The organism is Escherichia sp. E14V7, from assembly GCF_004212225.1.
Taxonomy (GTDB): Bacteria; Pseudomonadota; Gammaproteobacteria; order Enterobacterales; family Enterobacteriaceae; genus Escherichia.
On the sequence record NZ_RHJJ01000022.1, the window covers coordinates 16,918 to 38,626 of the forward strand.

At 52.8% G+C, this 21,709-nt stretch carries 28 protein-coding genes; all 28 read left to right on the plus strand.

The window, feature by feature from the left end; translation table 11 throughout:
- Window positions 1–289 precede the first annotated feature (289 nt).
- Window positions 290–616 (plus strand): phage holin, lambda family, encoded by a 327-nt coding sequence (locus D9741_RS21535; RefSeq protein ID WP_130214407.1) that lies wholly within the window; start codon window positions 290–292, stop codon window positions 614–616.
- Between the two features lie 3 nt (window positions 617–619).
- Complete coding sequence (locus D9741_RS21540) at window positions 620–1,096, plus strand: glycoside hydrolase family protein (protein WP_021543581.1); 477 nt, start codon at window positions 620–622, stop codon at window positions 1,094–1,096.
- A complete protein-coding gene (locus D9741_RS21545; protein ID WP_010354678.1) occupies window positions 1,093–1,536 on the plus strand; it encodes a lysis protein in 444 nt (147 codons plus the stop codon). The genes D9741_RS21540 and D9741_RS21545 overlap by 4 nt, the downstream gene beginning before the upstream one ends.
- Window positions 1,537–1,574: 38 nt before the next feature.
- A complete protein-coding gene (locus tag D9741_RS21550; protein ID WP_130214409.1) occupies window positions 1,575–1,949 on the plus strand; it encodes a hypothetical protein in 375 nt (124 codons plus the stop codon).
- A 117-nt stretch (window positions 1,950–2,066) separates the two neighbouring features.
- A complete protein-coding gene (locus D9741_RS21555) occupies window positions 2,067–2,270 on the plus strand; it encodes a hypothetical protein (protein WP_000699783.1) in 204 nt (67 codons plus the stop codon).
- A 65-nt stretch (window positions 2,271–2,335) separates the two neighbouring features.
- The gene (locus D9741_RS21560) at window positions 2,336–2,686 is read left to right on the plus strand and encodes an HNH endonuclease signature motif containing protein (RefSeq protein WP_130214411.1); all 351 of its coding nucleotides are present in this window, start codon (window positions 2,336–2,338) and stop codon (window positions 2,684–2,686) included.
- A gap of 130 nt (window positions 2,687–2,816) precedes the next feature.
- Window positions 2,817–3,311 carry a phage terminase small subunit P27 family gene (locus D9741_RS21565; protein ID WP_000929173.1) on the plus strand — a complete coding sequence of 165 codons (495 nt, stop codon included), beginning with the start codon at window positions 2,817–2,819 and terminating at the stop codon, window positions 3,309–3,311.
- Entirely contained in the window at window positions 3,308–5,041 is a 1,734-nt protein-coding gene (locus D9741_RS21570) for a terminase large subunit (protein ID WP_240725529.1), read from the plus strand. Before D9741_RS21565 ends, D9741_RS21570 begins: the two co-directional genes overlap by 4 nt.
- Before the next feature lie 11 nt (window positions 5,042–5,052).
- Window positions 5,053–5,235, plus strand: coding sequence for a protein YmfR (gene ymfR, locus D9741_RS21575; protein WP_000605606.1), 183 nt, complete (start codon window positions 5,053–5,055; stop codon window positions 5,233–5,235).
- Complete coding sequence (locus D9741_RS21580) at window positions 5,235–6,476, plus strand: phage portal protein (protein ID WP_000466255.1); 1,242 nt, start codon at window positions 5,235–5,237, stop codon at window positions 6,474–6,476. The genes ymfR and D9741_RS21580 overlap by 1 nt, the downstream gene beginning before the upstream one ends.
- Window positions 6,454–7,104, plus strand: coding sequence for an HK97 family phage prohead protease (locus D9741_RS21585; RefSeq protein ID WP_001193631.1), 651 nt, complete (start codon window positions 6,454–6,456; stop codon window positions 7,102–7,104). The genes D9741_RS21580 and D9741_RS21585 overlap by 23 nt, the downstream gene beginning before the upstream one ends.
- Before the next feature lie 14 nt (window positions 7,105–7,118).
- Window positions 7,119–8,324, plus strand: coding sequence for a phage major capsid protein (locus D9741_RS21590; protein WP_130214413.1), 1,206 nt, complete (start codon window positions 7,119–7,121; stop codon window positions 8,322–8,324).
- A gap of 49 nt (window positions 8,325–8,373) precedes the next feature.
- Complete coding sequence (locus D9741_RS21595; RefSeq protein WP_021543574.1) at window positions 8,374–8,562, plus strand: hypothetical protein; 189 nt, start codon at window positions 8,374–8,376, stop codon at window positions 8,560–8,562.
- An 11-nt stretch (window positions 8,563–8,573) separates the two neighbouring features.
- Window positions 8,574–8,879: a head-tail connector protein gene (locus tag D9741_RS21600; RefSeq protein ID WP_021543573.1), complete on the plus strand. Its 306-nt coding sequence runs from the start codon at window positions 8,574–8,576 to the stop codon at window positions 8,877–8,879.
- A gap of 9 nt (window positions 8,880–8,888) precedes the next feature.
- On the plus strand, window positions 8,889–9,227 hold the full coding sequence (locus D9741_RS21605) for a phage head closure protein (RefSeq protein ID WP_021543572.1): 339 nt from the start codon (window positions 8,889–8,891) through the stop codon (window positions 9,225–9,227).
- Window positions 9,224–9,673, plus strand: a complete 450-nt coding sequence (locus D9741_RS21610) for an HK97-gp10 family putative phage morphogenesis protein (RefSeq protein ID WP_130214415.1) — start codon at window positions 9,224–9,226, stop codon at window positions 9,671–9,673. The genes D9741_RS21605 and D9741_RS21610 overlap by 4 nt, the downstream gene beginning before the upstream one ends.
- Entirely contained in the window at window positions 9,670–10,014 is a 345-nt protein-coding gene (locus tag D9741_RS21615) for a DUF3168 domain-containing protein (RefSeq protein ID WP_063084496.1), read from the plus strand. The genes D9741_RS21610 and D9741_RS21615 overlap by 4 nt, the downstream gene beginning before the upstream one ends.
- Before the next feature lie 59 nt (window positions 10,015–10,073).
- The gene (locus D9741_RS21620) at window positions 10,074–10,778 is read left to right on the plus strand and encodes an immunoglobulin domain-containing protein (protein WP_024188899.1); all 705 of its coding nucleotides are present in this window, start codon (window positions 10,074–10,076) and stop codon (window positions 10,776–10,778) included.
- Between the two features lie 14 nt (window positions 10,779–10,792).
- A complete protein-coding gene (locus D9741_RS21625) occupies window positions 10,793–11,164 on the plus strand; it encodes a phage tail assembly chaperone (protein ID WP_097439779.1) in 372 nt (123 codons plus the stop codon).
- A 23-nt stretch (window positions 11,165–11,187) separates the two neighbouring features.
- Window positions 11,188–11,466, plus strand: coding sequence for a DUF4035 domain-containing protein (locus D9741_RS21630; protein WP_021543567.1), 279 nt, complete (start codon window positions 11,188–11,190; stop codon window positions 11,464–11,466).
- Between the two features lie 58 nt (window positions 11,467–11,524).
- Window positions 11,525–11,866, plus strand: a complete 342-nt coding sequence (locus D9741_RS21635; protein ID WP_021543566.1) for a zinc ribbon domain-containing protein — start codon at window positions 11,525–11,527, stop codon at window positions 11,864–11,866.
- A 45-nt stretch (window positions 11,867–11,911) separates the two neighbouring features.
- Window positions 11,912–15,154, plus strand: a complete 3,243-nt coding sequence (locus tag D9741_RS21640) for a phage tail tape measure protein (protein WP_130214417.1) — start codon at window positions 11,912–11,914, stop codon at window positions 15,152–15,154.
- Window positions 15,147–15,488 carry a phage tail protein gene (locus tag D9741_RS21645; protein WP_130214419.1) on the plus strand — a complete coding sequence of 114 codons (342 nt, stop codon included), beginning with the start codon at window positions 15,147–15,149 and terminating at the stop codon, window positions 15,486–15,488. The genes D9741_RS21640 and D9741_RS21645 overlap by 8 nt, the downstream gene beginning before the upstream one ends.
- Window positions 15,488–16,186: a phage minor tail protein L gene (locus D9741_RS21650; RefSeq protein WP_096261935.1), complete on the plus strand. Its 699-nt coding sequence runs from the start codon at window positions 15,488–15,490 to the stop codon at window positions 16,184–16,186. Before D9741_RS21645 ends, D9741_RS21650 begins: the two co-directional genes overlap by 1 nt.
- A 5-nt stretch (window positions 16,187–16,191) precedes the next feature.
- Window positions 16,192–16,935: a C40 family peptidase gene (locus D9741_RS21655; protein ID WP_130214421.1), complete on the plus strand. Its 744-nt coding sequence runs from the start codon at window positions 16,192–16,194 to the stop codon at window positions 16,933–16,935.
- Window positions 16,932–17,480, plus strand: coding sequence for a tail assembly protein (locus D9741_RS21660; RefSeq protein ID WP_240725528.1), 549 nt, complete (start codon window positions 16,932–16,934; stop codon window positions 17,478–17,480). The genes D9741_RS21655 and D9741_RS21660 overlap by 4 nt, the downstream gene beginning before the upstream one ends.
- A 60-nt stretch (window positions 17,481–17,540) precedes the next feature.
- Window positions 17,541–20,939 (plus strand): host specificity protein J, encoded by a 3,399-nt coding sequence (locus D9741_RS21665; RefSeq protein WP_130214425.1) that lies wholly within the window; start codon window positions 17,541–17,543, stop codon window positions 20,937–20,939.
- A gap of 67 nt (window positions 20,940–21,006) precedes the next feature.
- The gene (locus D9741_RS21670) at window positions 21,007–21,606 is read left to right on the plus strand and encodes an Ail/Lom family outer membrane beta-barrel protein (protein ID WP_130214427.1); all 600 of its coding nucleotides are present in this window, start codon (window positions 21,007–21,009) and stop codon (window positions 21,604–21,606) included.
- Window positions 21,607–21,709 lie beyond the last annotated feature (103 nt).

The following is a 21,709-nucleotide window of genomic DNA, read 5'->3' on the forward strand; positions in this document are numbered from 1 at the left end:
CCTGTTAACTCCTACAGTAAAAAACGAATAATACGACTTTGGGATTAAAAATCATTAACGCGGTCCGCAAAAATTCTTGTAATCTGTTAAGAGTGGTTACTTCGCCACACAGCTTAAACCCGCCGTCGAGCGGGTTTTGTCGTTTCTGTGGCTGGGGATTCGTTGGGCCTGGCCTATTCCGCAGTTATCCATTGGTTCGGCTTCTTTGACGTTTCCGCTTCTGATTTGCGGTACATGATGTTCCCTCAATTTGCACCTGCTGTATCAGCGAGGTGAGAGATAACTACAAATGCCTCATAACCCAAATACCTGGCTGGACTTGCTCCAGAGCTGGTGGCGTGGAGACACACCACTGGGCGCAGTGATTATGTCGATTGTTATGGCTGGATTGCGCATTGCCTATTTTGGCGGTGGTGGTGGCTGGAAGCGAAAAACGCTCGAGATTTTGCTCTGTGGTGCTCTGACGCTGACTTTTGCATCCGCTCTTGAGTATGTCGGATGGCCTAAATCTCTTTCTGTTGCCATTGGTGGCGGCGTTGGGCTGATCGGTGTCGATGCTATTCGTGGGGCTGCAATGCGAGTAATCGGTAACAAATTTGGTAGCTCGAAGGAGTAATTTATGCAGGTACTAAATCCTCAGCGTAAAGCTTTCCTTGATATGGTGGCCTGGTCAGAAGGAACGGATAACGGGCGACAACCGACACGTAACCACGGTTATGACGTTATTGTCGGTGGCGAACTCTTCACTGATTACTCCGATCACCCTCGAAAACTTGTCACGCTAAACCCGAAACTCAAATCAACAGCCGCAGGCCGTTATCAACTTCTTTCACGCTGGTGGGATGCTTACCGCAAGCAGTTAGGGCTGACAGACTTCTCTCCTAAAAGCCAGGATGCTGTTGCATTGCAGCAGATTAAGGAGCGTGGCGCTTTACTAATGATTGATCGCGGTGACATCCGTCAGGCAATCGACCGTTGCAGCAATATCTGGGCCTCATTGCCTGGCGCTGGTTATGGTCAGTTCGAGCATAAGACTGACAGCCTGATTGCAAAATTCAAAGAAGCGGGCGGAACGGTCAGAGAGATTGAGGTATGAGCAGAGTCACCGCGATTATCTCCGTTCTGGTTATCTGCATCATCGTCTGCCTGTCATGGGCGGTTAATCATTACCGTGATAACGCCATCACCTACAAAAAGCAGCGCGATAAGGCCGCATCCATTATCGCTGACATGCAGAAACGTCAAAGTAATGTAGCTGAACTCGATGCCAGATATACAAAGGAGCTTGCTGATGCTAACGCGACTATCGAAAGTCTTCGTGCTGATGTTTCTGCTGGTCGTAAGTGGCTGCACGTCAAAGCAGTCTGTCCGGACATGCATAAAACCACCGCCGCCTCCGGCGTGGATGATGCTTCCAGCCCCAGACTTACTGACACCGCTCAACGGGATTATTTCGTTCTCAGAGAGCGCATCGAAACCATAACTAACCAATTGAATGGCCTGCAAGAGTATGTGAGATCACAGTGTTCATATTAGAAAAGTCTTATCATGAGATTTTTGTATATGGATGCATTATGTCTCAATACGCGCGCGCCGCTTTAATCGCTTATCATTTGGTTGCTGATAGCTCAATGCCTCCTCGTGATGCATGGGATGCAGCTGTCGCAGAGGTTACAGAAAGCGAATCGTCACGAAAGAAGATATGCCCAAGGGCAACATTTCTCGCCCTGGCGGATAGAGGTTACCTCAAGAATGTAAAACCACTGCATGGGGAGAAAAAGGGCGGTAAGTTGTACCAAAGGGCAATTGAAGTTGCGAATCTGATTCTTGATTTACCCGGAATCAGTAAAGCTGAATTGGTTGATAAAACTGGTTACAAAGACAGGCAAGGGTCTTATGACCTGATTCTCGCTCTGTATCATCATGAGCAACTCCAGCGACCGGAATAATTATCCCAGCATCAGTGTCAAAAATAGGCAGTGATACGCTATTTTCCTGAAAATACTTTACTAACATTTTATGAGAATTATCCTAGTAAAGTGTTTATTTAAAAGGAGTTTGGGTTTATGAAAATTCTCTGGGTCATCAGTCTTTTGTGTAGTGCTATTGGATTTATTGAAGGAATCCTCGGGGTTTTCGGTGCTCAGAGTGCTCCACAACAGGCTGCAGGTGCAGCAATGGGAGTAGCATGGGCAGTTATTCCATATTGTATTTGTCGTGCTATCCAACAATTGCGCCCTCGAGAAGTCATTATTAAAAAGGAAGAATGACCAGATCTTATCCGGTGTTTTTTCTGTCTAAGCCTCGCGTCGCGGGGCTTTTTATTGGAGCCAGCATGCCCCCACGAACCCCAAAAGCCTGCCGCGTTCGCGGCTGCCGCCAAACCACCACTGACCCGTCAGGCTACTGCGAAAGCCACAAAAGCGAAGGCTGGAAACAATACAAGCCAGGACAATCCCGTCACCAGCGCGGCTACGGTACCAAATGGGAAGTCATCCGGGCCCGTATCCTGAAGCGTGACAAAGGGCTGTGCCAGGAACATCTCCGGCGGAGCGTGGTGAAACAGGCGTCTTGTGTCGACCATATCATCGCGAAAGCTCACGGCGGTACTGATGATGACCGCAACCTCGAAAGCCTGTGCTGGTCGTGTCACGCCACGAAGACCGCGCGTGAACGTCTTAAGTGATAATAACTATCATCTGAATCCACCTAGGGGAGGGGGAGGGTAAATCCCTGCAGCCCGCATCCTTCCGGACTGCCCGCCCCATCGTTTTTTTATACCCGCGAAAAATGAAATTTAACCAGGAGTGCCGCATATGGCTGGAACGGCGGGGCGTTCCGGGCGTCGCCCCAAGCCAACGGCGCGCAAGGCGCTGGCCGGAAACCCCGGCAAGCGAGCCCTGAATAAAGATGAACCTGTTTTTACGCCCATCAAAGGTGTTGAGCCACCGGAGTGGTTCGCAGAAGAAGATCTCCCTCTCGCCACGATCATGTGGCAACTGACAACCAAAGAACTCTGCGGTCAGGGCCTGCTGTGCGTGACTGACCTCGCAGTGCTTGAGCGGTGGTGCGTGGCCTACGAGTTCTGGCGACGTGCCGTGAAAAATATTGCCAGACAGGGCAACACCATCACCGGTGCAATGGGCGGTATGGTCAAAAATCCGGAGCTGACCGCCAAAAAAGAACAGGAGTCCGAGATGAGCAGTACGGGGGCAATGCTCGGACTCGACCCCAGCAGCCGCCAGCGTCTGATTGGCCTGGCGGGGAAGAAGAAAGCCACTAACCCGTTTCTGAAAATCATCGAATCATGAGCCGGAAATCTTACCCCAACGTAAATGCTGCCAATCAGTATGCCCGGGATGTCGTGCGCGGAAAGATTGTTGCCTGCCAGTTTGTGATTCAGGCCTGCCAGCGCCATCTTGATGACCTGATGGCGGAAAAAAGTAAGTCGTTTCGTTACCGCTTCGACAAGGACCTGGCTGAACGGGCCGCGAAATTTATTCAGCTGTTGCCGCACACCAAGGGTGAGTGGGCATTCAAACGGATGCCCATCACGCTGGAGCCGTGGCAGCTATTTGTGATCTGCTGTGCGTTTGGCTGGGTCAATAAAGGCTCCCGGCTGCGCCGCTTCCGTGAGGTGTATACCGAAATCCCCCGTAAGAACGGCAAATCGGCAATCTCTGCCGGTGTTGCCCTGTATTGTTTTGCCTGTGATAACGAGTTTGGCGCGGAAGTGTATTCCGGTGCCACGACGGAGAAACAGGCGTGGGAAGTCTTTCGCCCGGCGCGACTGATGTGTAAACGCACACCCATGCTGACGGAAGCGTTCGGGATTGAGGTTAACGCCTCAAACATGAACCGTCAGGAGGATGGTGCGCGGTTTGAACCACTGATCGGTAACCCCGGTGATGGTTCATCACCCCACTGTGCGGTGGTGGATGAATATCACGAGCACGCCACCGATGCGCTTTACACCACAATGCTTACCGGGATGGGGGCGCGACGCCAGCCACTGATGTGGGCTATCACCACCGCCGGGTACAACATTGAGGGGCCGTGCTACGACAAGCGGCGGGAAGTTATCGAGATGCTCAATGGCTCGGTTCCCAACGATGAACTGTTCGGGATCATCTATACCGTTGATGAAGGTGACGACTGGACCGACCCGCAGGTGCTGGAAAAAGCCAATCCAAATATTGGCGTGTCGGTTTATCGCGAATTTTTGTTAAGTCAGCAGCAGCGTGCGAAAAATAATGCCCGTCTGGCAAACGTCTTTAAAACAAAACACCTCAATATCTGGGTGTCGGCGCGTTCGGCGTATTTCAACCTGGTGAGCTGGCAGAGCTGCGAGGATAAATCACTGACCCTTGAGCAGTTCGAGGGGCAGCCGTGCATTCTGGCCTTTGACCTGGCGCGTAAGCTGGATATGAACAGCATGGCGCGACTTTATACCCGCGAGATTGACGGTAAAACGCATTACTACAGTGTGGCCCCGCGTTTCTGGGTACCGTATGACACGGTGTACAGCGTCGAGAAAAATGAAGATCGACGGACAGCCGAACGCTTTCAGAAATGGGTGGAGATGGGGGTTCTGACCGTTACCGATGGTGCGGAGGTGGATTATCGCTACATCCTCGAGGAGGCCAAAGCGGCGAACAAAATCAGCCCGGTCAGTGAGTCACCCATCGACCCCTTCGGGGCGACCGGGTTGTCACATGACCTTGCTGATGAAGACCTGAACCCCATCACTATCATTCAGAACTACACCAACATGTCCGACCCGATGAAAGAGCTGGAAGCGGCAATTGAATCGGGGCGCTTTCATCATGATGGCAATCCCATCATGACCTGGTGTATCGGCAACGTGGTCGGCAAAACCATTCCGGGTAACGATGATGTGGTGAAGCCCGTCAAAGAGCAGGCGGAAAACAAAATCGATGGTGCAGTTGCGCTGATTATGGCGGTTGGCAGAGCCATGCTGTACGAGAAAGAAGACACGTTGTCTGACCACATTGAGTCCTATGGGATCCGCTCGCTTTAACTGAGGTAATTATGATCATGCTGATTCTCGCGCCTCTGGTGGGCGTGCTGGGGGCGCTTTTGCTGGCGTATGGTGCCTGGCTGATTTATCCCCCGGCGGGGTTTGTTGTTGCCGGGGCGTTGTGCCTGTTCTGGTCGTGGCTGGTGGCGCGATATCTCGACCGTACACAGTCGTCTGTCGGCGGAGGTAAATAGTGTTCTTTTCGGGATTATTTCAACGAAAAAGTGACGCACCGGTGACCACGCCAGCAGAGCTGGCGGATGCTATCGGGTTGTCCTACGACACCTATACCGGAAAGCAGATCAGCAGCCAGCGGGCCATGCGACTGACGGCGGTTTTTTCCTGTGTCAGGGTGCTGGCGGAGTCGGTCGGGATGTTGCCCTGCAACCTGTATCACCTGAACGGCAGCCTGAAGCAGAGAGCCACTGGCGAACGTCTGCATAAGCTGATCTCCACGCATCCCAATGGCTATATGACGCCGCAGGAGTTCTGGGAGCTGGTGGTCACCTGTCTGTGCCTGCGGGGAAACTTTTACGCCTACAAAGTGAAAGCATTTGGCGAAGTGGCTGAACTGCTGCCCGTCGATCCCGGCTGTGTGGTACCGAAGCTTAACAGTAGCTGGGAGCCGGTCTATCAGGTCACATTCCCGGATGGCTCCACGGATGTACTGAGCCAGGAGGATATCTGGCATGTGCGCACGCTGACGCTGGACGGACTGGTGGGGCTGAATCCCATCGCCTATGCCCGCGAGGCAATATCGCTGGCGGCAGCGACCGAAGAGCACGGGGCCAGACTGTTCAGCAATGGCGCGGTGACGTCGGGTGTGTTGCGTACAGAGCAGACGCTGTCAGATCAGGCTTATGAGCGCCTGAAGAAAGATTTTGAGGAGCGTCACACCGGGCTTGGCAATGCTCACCGCCCGATGATCCTTGAGATGGGGCTGGACTGGAAGTCGATGGCGCTGAACGCCGAGGACAGCCAGTTCCTGGAAACCCGCAAGTTTCAGCTTGAAGAAATCTGTCGTCTGTTCCGGGTGCCGTTGCACATGGTGCAGAACACCGATCGCGCCACCTTCAACAATATCGAAGAGCTGGGGCTGGGATTTATCAACTATTCACTGGTGCCGTATCTGACCCGCATCGAACAGCGGATCAACACCGGACTGGTACGAAAAAGTAAGCAGGGCGTTTATTACGCCAAATTTAACGCCGGGGCGTTACTGCGCGGGGATATGAAGTCCCGTTTTGAAGCCTACGCCACCGGGATCAACTGGGGAATTTACTCTCCCAATGATTGCCGCGACCTGGAAGATATGAATCCGCGTCCCGGTGGTGATGTCTATCTCACACCGATGAACATGACCACGAAACCCTCCGATGGCAGTAAAGCCGGTAAGCAGAAGGATAACGCCAATGCAGACGAAACAACGTCTTGATGTACCGCTGAGTCTGAAATCTGTCAGTGACTCCGGTGAGTTTGAAGGGTATGGCTCCGTCTTTGGTGTAAAGGACAGCCACGATGATGTGGTGATGTCCGGGGCATTTGCTGCTTCCCTGCGGGCGTGGAGTGACAGAAAAGCGTTACCTGCGCTGCTCTGGCAGCACCGCATGGATGAACCCATCGGTGTTTACACCGAAATGAAGGAAGACGATGTCGGGCTTTACGTCAGGGGACGGTTGCTTATTGATGATGATCCCCTCGCAAAACGCGCACATGCACACATGAAGGCTGGTTCGTTAACCGGCCTTTCTATTGGGTACGTCCTGAAAGACTGGGAATACGACCGGAGCAAAGAAGCCTTTCTGCTGAAAGAAATCGACCTCTGGGAAGTCAGCCTGGTGACGTTCCCGTCTAACGACGAGGCGCGGATCAGCGACGTCAAGAACGCACTGGCCCGCGGGGAAATCCCCGAACAGAAAAAAATCGAAAGAGTCCTGCGTGATGTCGGACTCTCCCGTACCCAGGCCAAAGCATTCATGGCCGGGGGCTATGGCGCACTGTCCCTGCGCGACGCTGAGGATGTGGGCTCTGCACTGAATGCACTGAAAAATCTGAACTTCTAATCAGGAGAAATACGATGGCGGTTGATATTAAAGATGTGGAACAGGTCGCGCAGGAGCTGCAGCAGAAGTTTGACGACTTCAGGGCAAAGAACGACAAGCGCGTGGATGCGATTGAGCAGGAAAAAGGCAAACTTGCCGGGCAGGTGGAAACCCTGAACGGGAAACTCAGCGAGCTGGAAAATCTCAAAAGCGACCTTGAAAAAGAGCTGCTTGAGCTGAAACGTCCGGCAGGTGGTGCGCAAAATAAACTGGCCACAGAGCACAAAGAGGCGTTTGTGGGCTTTCTGCGTAAAGGCCGTGAAGACGGTCTGCGCGATCTGGAGCGCAAGGCATTGCAGGTGGGCACCGATGAAGACGGTGGCTATGCCGTGCCGGAAGCACTGGATCGCAACATTCTCACCCTGCTGAAAGATGAAGTGGTGATGCGCCAGGAAGCCACGGTGATCACTGTTGGCGGTTCCGACTACAAAAAACTGGTGAATCTGGGCGGCACGGCTTCCGGATGGGTGGGCGAGACTGACGCGCGCTCCCAGACTGCCACCTCAAAACTGGGACTGATTGAACCTTTCATGGGGGAAATCTACGGTAACCCGCAGGCCACTCAGAAAATGCTGGATGATGCCTTCTTCAACGTGGAGGTCTGGATCAACAGCGAGCTGGCGACCGAATTTGCCGAACAGGAAGAAATTGCCTTTACCACCGGTGATGGTACCAAGAAGCCAAAAGGGTTCCTGGCGTATGAATCCACCGATGAAACCGATAAGGTTCGTGCGTTCGGTAAACTTCAGCATATTGTATCCGGTGAAGCGACGACGGTGACCGCAGACGCCATTATCAAACTGATTTACACGCTGCGTAAGGCACACCGCACTGGCGCGAAGTTCATGATGAACAACAACAGCCTGTTTGCCATCCGTCTGCTGAAAGACACCGAGGGTAACTATCTGTGGCGTCCGGGGCTGGAGCTGGGGCAACCGTCCTCTCTGGCGGGTTACGGTATCGCTGAAAACGAACAGATGCCGGATATCGCCGCTGATGCGAAAGCTATTGCATTTGGTAACTTCAAACGGGGTTACACCATCGTTGACCGTATCGGTACCCGCATTCTGCGTGATCCGTACACCAATAAACCGTTTGTCGGTTTTTATACCACCAAGCGCACCGGCGGCATGCTGGTCGATTCGCAGGCCATCAAACTGCTGAAGATTGCAGCGGCGTAATCACTCAGGGGCGCTGAATTGCGCCACTGTTCTGACAGGTGAAAGAATCATGATCCTGAAACAAGATCTGAAATGGTCACCGGACGGTATGCGCGTTGAGATCATTCGTGCTGGTGAGTATGAAGATAAAGAATTACCCGAACGGGTACGTGAAATTGCCACTGCAGCAGGGATTGTTTCTGATAAGAGAACACCTGTTGCACGGGTATCTGATAAGGCTAAAAAACAGCATTCATAGAGGTAGCCCAAATGATGCCTACTCTGGAAGAGCTTCGTGTTCAGTGCCGGATTGATGATGACAATGAACAGGAGAATGCACTTCTTATGATGTATCTGGCAGCAGCCAGAGAAGAGGCTGAAAAGTTTTTAAACCGGACACTTCACGATGAAACTGTTCCTGATCAGGATACGACCGGGCTTGTAATAACACCGCTGATAAAGTTGCGTCTTATGCAACTGGTTGGCTACTGGTACGAGAACAGGGAAATGCAGGATGCTGTACCTGATTTTTTCTATACCGGACTCCGAATGTATCGGTTTCATCCCGGAACATAGGAGGATTTCATGCAGGCAGGAAGATTACGTGATCGCGTGGTTATTCTGAATATTACGACCTCCCGTACCCCTTCCGGTCACCCGGAGGAAACCCTGAAAGAGGGGGCTACGGTATGGGCAGAGGTTAAGGGGATCAGTGGGCGGGAACGTATATCGGGCGGTGCGGAAACCGCGCAGACAACAGTAAGAGTCTGGATGCGATTTCGGCGCGATGTGACGGCCGCCTCACGTCTGAAAGTGCTGACCGGGGCATTCAAGGGAGCCATTCTGAATATTGACGGGCCGCCGATCCCGGACGCACGATCCTCCAGGCTTGAAATACTTTGCAGCCAGAGAGGTGGAATGTGACAGATTTTAGTCTGGATTTTTCTGGCCTGGCGGATATTGCAAGAGATCTGGAACTTCTCAGCAGAGCAGAGAGTAATAAGGTGCTTCGCGATGCCTCCCGTGCCGGTGCAGAGGTTATCCGGGAGGCGGTTATTGACCATGCGCCAGAGCGAACCGGAAAACTGAAGAAAAACGTGGTTATTCTGACTCAGCGTTCACGGCGTCGTGGTGAAATTATCTCTGGTGTCCACATTCGTGGGCGGAATCTGCGAACCGGAAACAGTGATAACAGCATGAAAGCCAGCGATCCGCGAAACGCGTTTTACTGGCGTTTCGTGGAGCTGGGGACTATCAATATGCCTGCCCATCCGTTCATTCGCCCGGCCTTTGATATGACAGAGGAGCTGGCAGCACAGGTTGCCATGAAGCGTATGAATCAGGCTATTGATGGGGTGCTGAGTAAATGAGAGAAGCCACGCTGTATGCTCTTCTGTCCAAACTGGCCGGAGGGCAGGTTTATCCTTATGTGGTCCCGCTGACGGAGGGAAAGCCTGCGGTATTTCCACCATGGCTGGTGTTTTCAGTGGTGTCTGACATCGCGTCTGATGTGCTTGATGGTCAGGCTGAATCCAGAATCACAGTGCAGATTGATATCTGGGCAACGGCTCCTGATGACGCAGATGATATCCGTGAGCAGGCGCTTGATGCGGTAAGGGAACTGGCACCATCCGTTATTTCTAAAACTCAGGGTTATGATCCTGATTCCCGTCTGAGCAGAGCTACGCTTGAATTTCAGGTAATTGCCTGAGGTCGTTAATGATTTTACCCACCCGCCGCTGGCGGGTTTTTTATTTTCAGGAGACGAGTATGTCCTCTAATTTTGAACGTTCTCAGCAGACCAAAGTCATGATCTCGTCTGCACCGGTAACGGCAGAAACGCTGAGTTCTGCCAGTTTTCTTGAACTGAGCTGTACGATTAAAGAGGTTCAGTTTACCGCCGGGCAGAAACAGGATATTGATGTCACTACGCTGTGTTCTACCGAGCAGGAGAATATCAACGGTCTTGGGGCTGCTTCAGAGATTTCCATGTCAGGAAACTTTTATCTCAACGCTGCCCAGAACGCGTTGCGTAGTGCTTATGACAACGACACCACATACGGTTTCAAAGTTATTTTCCCGTCAGGAAATGGATTTACCTTTATGGCAGAAGTTCGCCAGCATACCTGGTCTGTGGGAACCAACGGTGTTGTTGCTGCCACATTTTCCCTGCGCCTGAAAGGAAAGCCCTCTCTGACCACTGAACCTTTGAAACTCCTCTCTGATTTGAAAAGTACACTACAGGTTTCTGCCAGTGAAACGCTGAATATGTCTGTTGAGGCATCAGGTGGTGTGCCTCCTTATTCATATGTCTGGAAGAAAGGCAGCTCTCCAGTTTCCGGGCAGACATCGGCAACTTTCAACAAGGCCTCTGTGACATCCGGAGATGCCGGTGCGTATACCTGTGAGGTTTCTGATTCAGCAAGCCCGGTTAATAAGGTGACCTCCACTTCCTGCACCGTAACTGTCAGTTAAGGAGGATGAAATCTATGTCTAAAAATATCCGCAATCTGGCACTGGCGACGATGTCTGGTTTTCGCCACAAAACAGTTGATGTTCCTGAGTGGGAAGGTACAACGGTTGTATTACGGGAACCCTCTGCAGAAGCCTGGTTACGTTGGCAGGAGATCGTTAAAACCGGAGATGATGATACACCGTTATCAGTTGCGGAGCGTGCCCGCCGAAATCTGGAAGCGGATGTTGAACTGTTCATCGATGTTCTGTGTGATACCGGGATGCAACCCGTGTTTTCAGCGGATGATCGGGAGCAGGTACTTACAGTATATGGTCCGGTACATGCGCGACTGCTTCGTCAGTCACTGGAACTGATCACTGATGCTGAAGTTATTAAAAAAAAGTAGCACTTCCGGGTATTCGTTTTCTGATGATGCTGGCGCTCAGGATGGGGCGCACATTGTCAGAGTTACGCCGGGAAATGTCTGCATCGGAAATCATGATGTGGGCAGAATTTGACAGGATCAGCCCGCTGGGTGACGAGCGGGCTGATATCCGGGCTGCCCAGATAGTTTCTGCAGTTTACGGGGCGCAGGGTGTCAAAGTTCCACTGAATGAAGCGATTCTTCAGTGGGAGGTCGTTCCTGCAAATAATATTAAAGATCCGTTTACAGCGTTTGAAAATGCATTATTTGCAGCGACACAATGATCTTCTTACTTTACTGGATTATGATTCCGATTTTTATTAAGTAAATAAGGAGATATTGATGGAAGTTATTCTTATTGCGCTAGTCCTGGGGTTAATTCCGGCTATTATCGCGCAAAGTAAAGGGCGTTCATTTTGGGGATGGTGGATATACGGAGCCTTACTCTTTATCGTTGCCCTGGTTCATTCACTTGTAATCCAAAAAGATGAAAAAACGCATGAGCAACAAATGGTGAGCAATGGCATGAAAAAATGCCCTTACTGTGCGGAGTTGATCAAAGAAGAAGCCATTAAGTGTAAGCATTGCGGTAGTGATTTAACACATAACCCTGATAGTACCGTTTCGCAAAAAACGGATGATGAATATCTTGAAGAAGCAAGGCGTAAGGCTGGGCTTCTTTAAAAGCAAAAACCGCTTCGGCGGTTTTTTTTTGCCTGGAGAACGAGAATGGCGTCACTACGCGAACTGATTATAAAAATCTCGGCAAATTCGCAGTCATTCCAGTCAGAAATTGCGCGAGCTTCACGTATGGGACAGGAGTACTACCGTACCATGCAGAACGGAGGTCGACAGTCTGCAGCTGCATCCCGTGATATGCGGCGAGCACTGGCAGAAGTGACCGAGCAGATAAATACGGCGAAGTCTTCGGCAATGAATATGGCTGGCGCATTTGCCGGTGCTTTTGCCACTGGACATCTTATATCTCTTGCGGATGAATGGAGCTCAGTAAATGCCCGTCTGAAGCAGGCCACGCAGTCCAGCGATGATTTCCAGGCATCACAGCGCGAATTAATGGCGATCAGCCAGAGAACGGGTACTGCTTTTGCTGATAACGCCAGTCTTTTTGCACGTTCGGCTTCTTCCATGCGGGAATATGGTTACAGGTCTGAGGAAGTACTGAAAGTTACCGAGGCCATTTCTACAGGATTGAAATTGTCCGGAGCCAGTTCTGCGGAAGCCAGCTCGGTGATCACTCAGTTCAGCCAGGCACTGGCGCAAGGGGTTCTGCGCGGTGAAGAGTTTAATTCAGTAAATGAAAGCGGTGATCGTGTTATTCGTGCTCTGGCTGCAGGAATGGGGGTTGCCCGTAAAGATCTGAAGGCAATGGCGGATGATGGAAAGCTGACCGCCGATAAGGTTGTTCCTGCACTGATTAGCCAGCTTGGTACGCTGCGGGATGAATATGCAGCCATGCCTGATACCGTATCATCCTCTGCAACCAAAGTTGAAAACGCCTTTATGGCCTGGGTTGGTGGTGCGAATGATGCCAGCGGTGCAACGAAAACGCTTACCGGAATAATGAATGGTGTTGCGAATAATATTGATACGGTTGCCACGGCGGCGGGAGCTCTGGTTGCAATTGGTGTAGCCCGATATTTTGGCAATATGGCGTCTTCTGCGGGCTCTGCAACTGCCGGGTTAATCACTGCTGCCAGAAACGAAGTGGCTCTTGCTGAGGCACAGCTCAGAGGGACACAGATAGCAACAGCCAGAGCGCGGGCGGCATTGTATCGTGCGCAGCAGGCGGTTGTGGCTGCCCGTGGTACAGAAAAACAGGCTGCAGCAGAAGCGAAACTGGCAACCGCACAGGCTTCACTTACCCGTAATATTGCCGCCAGAACAGCGGCACAGGCAACGCTGAATAACGTTACGTCAGTTAGTAGTCGGTTGTTAAGTGGTGCTCTGGGGCTGGTTGGTGGTGTGCCTGGACTTGTCATGCTGGGGGCGGCGGCCTGGTACACAATGTATCAGAACCAGGAGCAGGCCAGAGAATCAGCGCGTCAGTATGCCGCAACAATCGACGAAATTCGCCAGAAAACGTCTGCAATGTCACTTCCTGAAGCGGCAGATAATGAAGAAAAGACGCGGCAGGCTCTGGAGGAGCAGAACAGGTTAATTGACGAGCAGAAAAGTAAGATTAAATCCTTACAGGAAAAAATTGCTGGCTATCAGTATGTCCTGGCAAACCCGGGCTGGACAACCGATAACGGTTTTATGATTAACCACATGACGTCGGTGAAAACTGTCACAGAAGGGCTTGCAGAAGCAACAAGTCAGCTGGCTGTTGAGCAGTCCCGACTTTCCGGAATGCAGGAAAAAGCCCAGTCAATCCAGGATGTGCTTGCCGGGCTGGAAGAACGACGAGTGGTGCTGATCCGCCAACAGGCAGCGGAACAAAACAAAGCATATCAGTCATTACTGATCATGAATGGCCAACATACCGAGTTTAATCGTCTTCTTGGGCTTGGTAATGAATTACTTCAGCAGCGACAGGGGCTGGTGAATGTACCGTTACGGCTGCCACAGGCTGCTCTGGATGATAAACAGCAGAACGCGCTGAATAACACTGAGCGAGAGCTGACCTTATCCCGTATGAAGGGGGAAGCGCGTGAGCGTACTCGTCTGGGCTATGTAGCGGATGATCTCGGTTTTGTGGGGGATGCCTATCAGACGGCAAGGCAAACTTATATCAACAACGCGCTGGAAGCATGGCGTAACAACCAGGCGAATAAGCCAAAAGTACGTGGTGGAAAATCGGAAGCAGAAAAAACGGAAGATGCTTATAACAGACTGATTAAACAACAAAAAGAACAAATAGCACTGGCAGGACAGAATACTGAACTGGCTAAGATGAAATACCAGGTCAGCCAGGGCGAATTATTAACCTTATCAGAAGCGCAGAAACAAACCCTTTTACAGAATGCAGCACTCATCGACCAGAAAAAAATTCGTGAGCAAATTGCTGCTTATGAAAGCAGCCTGGCGGACAGTAACGCCAGTGTCAGGGCATCAAATGAGGCTCAGTTGTTAGGGTATGGAGACGGAACACGAATACGTGAGCGGCTTCAGGAAATGTGGAACATCCGACAGGAGTTTGAGCAGAAAAATAATGAGTTGCTGAGACAGTACCAGACCGGAGAAATCGAAGAAGCCCTGTGGAAACAGGAAAAAACGCTGAATGAAAAATATCTGGAGGAGCGTCTCAACGATCAGCAGGATTATTATGCAAAGGCCGATGCTTTACGCAGTAACTGGAATGCCGGGCTCAAAGAGGGGCTGACGAACTGGGCAGACAGTGCCACTGATTATGCTTCACAAGCGGCAGATGCGGTCGTTTCCACTATGGATGGTCTGGTTTCAAATATTTCTGAGGCACTGGCCGGCAACGTTGTGGACTGGAGAAACTGGGGGAGTTCGATCCTTCAGGAAGTTTCAAAAATCCTGATGAACGCGGCCATTGTTAACGGGCTGAAATCACTCTCCGGGACAATGTCGGGAGCGGGGGGATGGATTGGTAGTGTTGGCGACTGGCTTTCCGGTGCAGTAGCGAACGCAAAAGGCGGTGTTTACACATCGGCAAATCTGAGTGCTTACAGTAACACCATTGTGGATACACCGACGTATTTTGCTTTTGCGAAAGGTGCCGGGCTGATGGGCGAGGCCGGGCCTGAAGCTATCATGCCACTGACTCGGGCAGCGGACGGCTCCCTAGGGGTCAGAGCCATTGGGAATGTGAGTGGTGGCGGGGGATTTGTCTATTCTCCCGTGTATCACATCAGTATTCAGAATAAAGGGAGCAATGGCGAGATAGATACGCAGTCAGCCAGGGGGCTGGTGGATCTGATCGACAGCAGGGTTGTGTCAATTATGCAGTCATCACGTCGGGACGGAGGATTATGCAGTGCCTGAGTCTGAAGTTTTTAACTGGCTCCCCCGCGAGGGGATGGAGACGACACGAAAGCCATCTGTTATTACGGTAAAGTTCGGTGACGGATATGAACAGCGACGGGCTGGTGGTCTGAATGCGGATCTGAAAACGTTTAAACCGGTATTTCGGGTCACAGATGAATATTCCCGCGCTACGCTGGACAGTTTTTTATCCCGTCATGCCGGGATGCGTGCTTTTTTGTGGCGTCCGCCAAAATACAACAGGACCGTCCGGGTTGTCTGCAGGGAGTGGAGTATTTCGGATAATGCCATGTATACCGATTTTAACTGTACCTTTGAAGAGGTCACTCACTGATGCAGGATATACAGCAGGAAACACTGAATGAGTGTACAAAATCGGAGCAATCCGCGCTGGTCGTGCTCTGGGAAGTCGATCTGACAGAGGTCGGCGGAGAGCGTTATTTTTTCTGTAATGAGCAGAACGAAAAAGGTGAGTCGGTCACCTGGCAGGGGCGACAGTATCAGGCGTACCCTATTCAGGGAAGCGGCTTTGAGATGAACGGCAAAGGAGCCAGTGCAAGACCAACACTGAAAGTCTCTAACCTGCACGGCATGGTCACCGGGATGGCGGAAGACCTGCAAAGTCTGGTCGGCGGAACGGTGGTCAGGCGTAAGGTTTACGCCCGTTTTCTGGATGCGGTGAACTTCGTCAACGGAAACAGTGACGCCGATCCGGAGCAGGAGGTGATCAGCCGCTGGCGCATCGAGCAGTGCAGCGAACTGAGCGCGGTCAGTGCCTCTTTTGTGTTGTCCACACCGACGGAAACGGATGGTGCCGTTTTTCCGGGGCGCATCATGCTGGCCAACACCTGCACCTGGACCTATCGCGGTGATGAGTGCGGTTATAATGGTCCGGCTGTCGCGGATGAATATGACCAGCCGACGTCCGATATCACGAAGGATAAATGTAGCAAATGCCTGAGTGGCTGTAAGTTTCGCAATAACGTCGGCAACTTTGGCGGCTTCCTTTCCATTAACAAACTTTCGCAGTAAATCCCATGACAGAGACAGAATCAGCGATTCTGGCGCACGCCCGGCGATGTGCGCCAGCGGAGTCGTGCGGCTTCGTGGTGAGAACGCCGGAGGGGGAAAGATATTTTCCCTGCGTGAATATTTCCGGTGAGCCGGAGGAGTATTTCCGGATGGCTCCGGAGGACTGGCTGCAGGCAGAGATGCAGGGTGAGATTGTGGCGCTGGTCCACAGCCACCCCGGTGGTCTGCCCTGGCTGAGTGAGGCCGACCGGCGGCTGCAGGTGCAGAGTGATTTGCCGTGGTGGCTGGTCTGCCGGGGGGCGATCCATAAATTCCGCTGTGTGCCGCATCTCACCGGGCGGCGCTTTGAGCACGGGGTGACGGACTGTTACACGCTGTTCCGGGATGCTTACCATCTGGCGGGAATTGAGATGCCGGATTTTAATCGCGGGGATGACTGGTGGCGTCACGGTCAGAATCTCTATCTTGACAATATGGAGGCGACGGGGCTGTATCAGGTGCCGTTGTCAGCGGCACAACCGGGCGATGTGCTGCTGTGCTGCTTTGGTTCATCGGTGCCGAATCATGCCGCCATTTACTGTGGTGATGGCGAGCTGCTGCACCATATTCCTGAACAACTGAGCAAACGAGAGAGGTATACCGACAAATGGCAGCGACGCACACACTCCCTCTGGCGTCACCGGGCATGGCACGCATCTGCCTTTACGGGGATTTGCAACGATTTGGCCGCCGCATCGACCTTCGTGTGAAAACGGGGGCCGAAGCCATCCTGGCGCTGGCCACGCAGCTACCGTCGTTTCGCCAGAAACTGAGCGACGGCTGGTATCAGGTGCGCATTGCCGGGCGTGATGCAGGCGAAAACGAATTATCTGCCCGTCTTAATGAGCCGCTGGCAAATGGTGCCGTGATCCACATAGTACCGCGTCTGGCGGGTGCCAAAAGTGGTGGTGTTTTTCAGGCAGTGCTGGGGGCTGCGCTGATTGCGGTGGCATGGTGGAACCCTGTGGGCTGGCTGGGTGCCGCGGCTGTATCGGGTATGTATGCGGCAGGGGCCAGTATGATCCTGGGCGGTGTGGCGCAGATGCTGGCACCGAAAGCCAGAACTCCCCGCACACAGACAACGGATAACGGTAAGCAGAACACCTATTTCTCCTCACTGGATAACATGGTTGCCCAGGGCAATGTTCTGCCCGTTCTGTATGGTGAAATGCGCGTGGGGTCACGTGTGGTATCTCAGGAGATCAGCACGGCAGATGAAGGGGACGGTGGTCAGGTTGTGGTGATTGGTCGATGATGCAAAATATTTTATGTGAAACCGCCTGCGGGCGGTTTTGTCGTTTATGGAGCATGACGAATGGGTAAAGGCAGCAGTAAGGGGCATACCCCGCGCGAAGCGAAGGACAACCTGAAATCCACGCAGTTACTGAGTGTGATTGATGCCATCAGCGAAGGGCCGGTTGAAGGTCCGGTGGATGGATTAAAAAGCGTGCTGCTGAACAGTACACCGGTGCTGGACAGTGAGGGGAATACCAACATCTCCGGTGTCACGGTGGTGTTCCGGGCAGGTGAGCAGGAGCAGACACCGCCGGAGGGATTTGAATCCTCCGGCTCCGAGACGGTGCTGGGTACGGAAGTGAAATATGACACGCCGATCACCCGGACCATCACGTCGGCAAACATCGACCGTCTGCGCTTTACCTTCGGTGTGCAGGCACTGGTGGAAACCACCTCAAAGGGGGACAGGAATCCATCGGAAGTCCGCCTGCTGGTTCAGATACAGCGTAATGGTGGCTGGGTGACGGAAAAAGACATCACCATTAAGGGCAAAACAACTTCACAGTATCTGGCCTCGGTGGTGGTGGATAACCTGCCGCCGCGCCCGTTCAACATCCGGATGCGCAGGATGACGCCGGACAGCACCACAGACCAGCTGCAGAACAAAACGCTCTGGTCGTCATACACCGAAATCATCGATGTGAAACAGTGCTACCCGAACACGGCACTGGTCGGCGTGCAGGTGGACTCGGAGCAGTTCGGCAGCCAGCAGGTGAGCCGTAATTATCATCTTCGCGGGCGCATTCTGCAGGTGCCGTCGAACTATAACCCGCAGACGCGGCAATACAGCGGTATCTGGGACGGAACGTTTAAGCCAGCATACAGCAACAACATGGCATGGTGTCTGTGGGATATGCTGACCCATCCGCGCTACGGCATGGGGAAACGTCTTGGTGCGGCGGATGTGGACAAATGGGCGCTGTATGTCATCGGCCAGCATTGCGATCAGTCGGTGCCGGACGGTTTTGGCGGCACGGAGCCGCGTATCACCTGTAATGCGTATCTGACCACACAGCGTAAGGCGTGGGATGTTCTCAGTGATTTCTGCTCGGCGATGCGCTGTATGCCGGTATGGAACGGGCAGACGCTGACGTTCGTGCAGGACCGACCGTCGGATAAGGTGTGGACCTATAACCGCAGTAATGTGGTGATGCCGGATGATGGCGCGCCGTTCCGCTACAGCTTCAGCGCCCTGAAGGACCGCCATACTGCCGTTGAGGTGAACTGGATTGACCCGAATAACGGCTGGGAGACGGCGACAGAGCTTGTGGAGGACACACAGGCCATTGCCCGTTACGGTCGTAACGTCACGAAGATGGATGCCTTTGGCTGTACCAGCCGGGGGCAGGCGCACCGCGCCGGGCTGTGGCTGATTAAAACGGAGCTGCTGGAAACGCAGACCGTGGACTTCAGCGTGGGCGCAGAAGGGCTTCGCCATGTGCCGGGCGATGTCATTGAAATCTGTGATGATGACTATGCCGGTATCAGCACCGGCGGGCGCGTGCTGGCGGTGAACAGCCAGACGCGGACACTGACGCTCGACCGTGAAATCACGCTGCCATCCTCCGGCACCACGCTGATAAGCCTGGTTGACGGGCAGGGTAATCCGGTCAGCGTGGAGGTCCAGTCCGTCACCGACGGCGTGAAGGTGAAAGTGAGCCGTGTTCCTGACGGCGTTGCCGAATACAGCGTGTGGGGGCTGAAGCTGCCGACGCTGCGCCAGCGCCTGTTCCGCTGTGTGAGTATCCGGGAGAACGATGACGGTACGTATGCCATCACCGCCGTGCAGCATGTACCGGAAAAAGAAGCCATCGTGGATAACGGGGCGCACTTTGACGGTGACCAGAGCGGCACGGTGAACGGTGTCACACCGCCAGCAGTGCAGCACCTGACCGCAGAAGTCACTGCAGATAGCGGGGAATATCAGGTGCTGGCGCGATGGGACACACCAAAGGTGGTGAAGGGCGTGAGCTTCCTGCTCCGTCTGACCGTGACAGCGGATGACGGCAGTGAGCGGCTGGTCAGCACTGCCAGGACGACGGAAACCACATACCGCTTCACACAACTGGCGTTGGGGAACTACAGGCTGACAGTCCGGGCGGTAAATGCGTGGGGGCAGCAGGGCGATCCGGCGTCGGTATCGTTCCGGATTGCCGCACCGGCAGCACCGTCGAGGATTGATCTGACGCCGGGCTATTTTCAGATAACCGCAACGCCGCATCTTGCCGTTTATGACCCGACGGTACAGTTTGAATTCTGGTTCTCGGAAAAGCGGATTGCGGATATCAGGCAGGTTGAAACCACAGCCCGCTATCTTGGCACGGCGCTGTACTGGATAGCTGCCAGTATCAATATTAAGCCGGGCCATGATTATTATTTTTATATCCGCAGTGTGAATACTGTTGGCAAATCGGCATTCGTGGAGGCTGTCGGTCAGGCGAGCGATGATGCGGAAGGTTACCTGGATTTTTTCAAAGGCCAGATAACTGAATCCCATCTCGGCAAGGAGCTGCTGGAAAAAGTCGAGCTGACGGAGGATAACGCCAGCAAACTGGAGGAGTTTTCGAAAGAGTGGAAAGATGCCAACGATAAATGGAATGCCATGTGGGGCGTCAAAATTGAGCAGACCGAAGACGGCAGGCATTATGTCACGGGGCTTGGCCTCAGCATGGAGGATACGGAGGAAGGTAAACTGAGCCAGTTCCTGGTTGCCGCTAACCGTATCGCGTTTATTGACCCGGCAAACGGAAATGAAACGCCGATGTTTGTGGCGCAGGGCAACCAGATATTCATGAACGAGGTGTTCCTGAAGTATCTGACGGCTCCAACCATTACCAGCGGCGGTAATCCTCCGGTATTTTCCCTGACACCGGACGGGCGGCTGACGGCGAAAAATGCCGATATCAGCGGTAACGTGAATGCGAACTCCGGGACGCTCAACAATGTCACGATTAACCAGAACTGTCGGATTCTGGGAAAACTGTCTGCCAACCAGATTGAAGGTGATATTGTCAAAACGGTGGGAAAAGCCTTTCCGAGAAATGGCAGTTATGCCAGCGGTACAATAACGGTCACTGTGTACGATGACCAGGCTTTTGACCGTCAGATAGTAATCCCACCCGTTCTGTTTCGCGGTGGTAAGCATGAAAACTTCAACAGCAACAACCAACAGTCATACTGGTATTCAACCTGTAAGCTGCAGGTGTTGAAGAACGGACAGGAAATCTTTCAGCAACCCGCGACGGATGTCAGCAGGGTATTTTCATCCGTCATTGATATGCCTGCCGGACACGGTCATGTCACCCTGACTTTCAATGTTTCTTCATATGGTGCTAATAACTGGACGCCAACGACCAGTATCAGCGACCTTCTTGTTGTCGTGATGAAGAAATCAACAGCCGGTATCAGTATCAGTTGAATTTTATAACCCAAATACGGGCGCCAGAAATGGCGCCTTTTTTATTGCAGAAAAGCGAGAGGTAATTATGCGTAAATTATGTGCTGTTATTCTGTCTGCAGTAGTCTGGCTGGTCGCCGCTGGTACGCCAGCGAGTGCAGCAGAGCATCAGTCCACACTAAGCGGCGGGTATCTTCAGTCCCATACTGATATGCCCGGCAACGATGACCTGAAGGGCATTAACGTGAAATACCGTTATGAATTTACGGACACGCTGGGGCTGGTGACGTCATTCAGCTATGCAGGAGACAAGAATCGCCAGATTACCCGTTACAGCGATACCCGCTGGCATGAAGATTCAGTGCGTAACCGCTGGTTCAGCGTGATGGCGGGGCCGTCTGTACGCGTGAATGAATGGTTCAGTGCTTATGCGATGGCGGGTGTGGCTTACAGCCGTGTTTCGACTTTTTCCGGGGATTATCTTCAGGTGACCGACAACAAGGGGAAAATGCATGATGTGCTGACCGGAAGCGATGACAACCGCCACAGCAACACGTCTCTGGCGTGGGGGGCGGGTGTGCAGTTTAACCCGACCGAATCCGTGGCCATTGACCTTGCATATGAAGGTTCCGGCAGTGACGACTGGCGCACTGACGGTTTCATCGTGGGTGTCGGTTATAAATTCTGATTAGCCAGGTAACACAGTGTTATGACAGCCCGCCGGTTCAGGCGGGCCTTTTTGTGGAGTGGATATGGCAGCAGTAAAAATCTCAGGTGTGCTGAAAGATGGT

Coding starts and splice junctions, on each gene's coding strand:
- D9741_RS21635 (WP_021543566.1), top strand. CDS start 11,525: ATGGAAGTTATTCTTATTGCGCTAGTCCTGGGGTTAATTCCGGCTATT.
- D9741_RS21555 (WP_000699783.1), top strand. CDS start 2,067: ATGAAAATTCTCTGGGTCATCAGTCTTTTGTGTAGTGCTATTGGATTT.
- D9741_RS21665 (WP_130214425.1), top strand. CDS start 17,541: ATGGGTAAAGGCAGCAGTAAGGGGCATACCCCGCGCGAAGCGAAGGAC.
- D9741_RS21550 (WP_130214409.1), top strand. CDS start 1,575: ATGTCTCAATACGCGCGCGCCGCTTTAATCGCTTATCATTTGGTTGCT.
- D9741_RS21620 (WP_024188899.1), top strand. CDS start 10,074: ATGTCCTCTAATTTTGAACGTTCTCAGCAGACCAAAGTCATGATCTCG.
- D9741_RS21615 (WP_063084496.1), top strand. CDS start 9,670: ATGAGAGAAGCCACGCTGTATGCTCTTCTGTCCAAACTGGCCGGAGGG.
- D9741_RS21570 (WP_240725529.1), top strand. CDS start 3,308: ATGAGCCGGAAATCTTACCCCAACGTAAATGCTGCCAATCAGTATGCC.
- D9741_RS21590 (WP_130214413.1), top strand. CDS start 7,119: ATGGCGGTTGATATTAAAGATGTGGAACAGGTCGCGCAGGAGCTGCAG.
- D9741_RS21640 (WP_130214417.1), top strand. CDS start 11,912: ATGGCGTCACTACGCGAACTGATTATAAAAATCTCGGCAAATTCGCAG.
- D9741_RS21605 (WP_021543572.1), top strand. CDS start 8,889: ATGCAGGCAGGAAGATTACGTGATCGCGTGGTTATTCTGAATATTACG.
- D9741_RS21540 (WP_021543581.1), top strand. CDS start 620: ATGCAGGTACTAAATCCTCAGCGTAAAGCTTTCCTTGATATGGTGGCC.
- D9741_RS21670 (WP_130214427.1), top strand. CDS start 21,007: ATGCGTAAATTATGTGCTGTTATTCTGTCTGCAGTAGTCTGGCTGGTC.
- D9741_RS21630 (WP_021543567.1), top strand. CDS start 11,188: ATGATGCTGGCGCTCAGGATGGGGCGCACATTGTCAGAGTTACGCCGG.
- D9741_RS21625 (WP_097439779.1), top strand. CDS start 10,793: ATGTCTAAAAATATCCGCAATCTGGCACTGGCGACGATGTCTGGTTTT.
- D9741_RS21560 (WP_130214411.1), top strand. CDS start 2,336: ATGCCCCCACGAACCCCAAAAGCCTGCCGCGTTCGCGGCTGCCGCCAA.
- D9741_RS21650 (WP_096261935.1), top strand. CDS start 15,488: ATGCAGGATATACAGCAGGAAACACTGAATGAGTGTACAAAATCGGAG.
- ymfR (WP_000605606.1), top strand. CDS start 5,053: ATGATCATGCTGATTCTCGCGCCTCTGGTGGGCGTGCTGGGGGCGCTT.
- D9741_RS21595 (WP_021543574.1), top strand. CDS start 8,374: ATGATCCTGAAACAAGATCTGAAATGGTCACCGGACGGTATGCGCGTT.
- D9741_RS21565 (WP_000929173.1), top strand. CDS start 2,817: ATGGCTGGAACGGCGGGGCGTTCCGGGCGTCGCCCCAAGCCAACGGCG.
- D9741_RS21545 (WP_010354678.1), top strand. CDS start 1,093: ATGAGCAGAGTCACCGCGATTATCTCCGTTCTGGTTATCTGCATCATC.
- D9741_RS21600 (WP_021543573.1), top strand. CDS start 8,574: ATGATGCCTACTCTGGAAGAGCTTCGTGTTCAGTGCCGGATTGATGAT.
- D9741_RS21655 (WP_130214421.1), top strand. CDS start 16,192: ATGACAGAGACAGAATCAGCGATTCTGGCGCACGCCCGGCGATGTGCG.
- D9741_RS21585 (WP_001193631.1), top strand. CDS start 6,454: ATGCAGACGAAACAACGTCTTGATGTACCGCTGAGTCTGAAATCTGTC.
- D9741_RS21535 (WP_130214407.1), top strand. CDS start 290: ATGCCTCATAACCCAAATACCTGGCTGGACTTGCTCCAGAGCTGGTGG.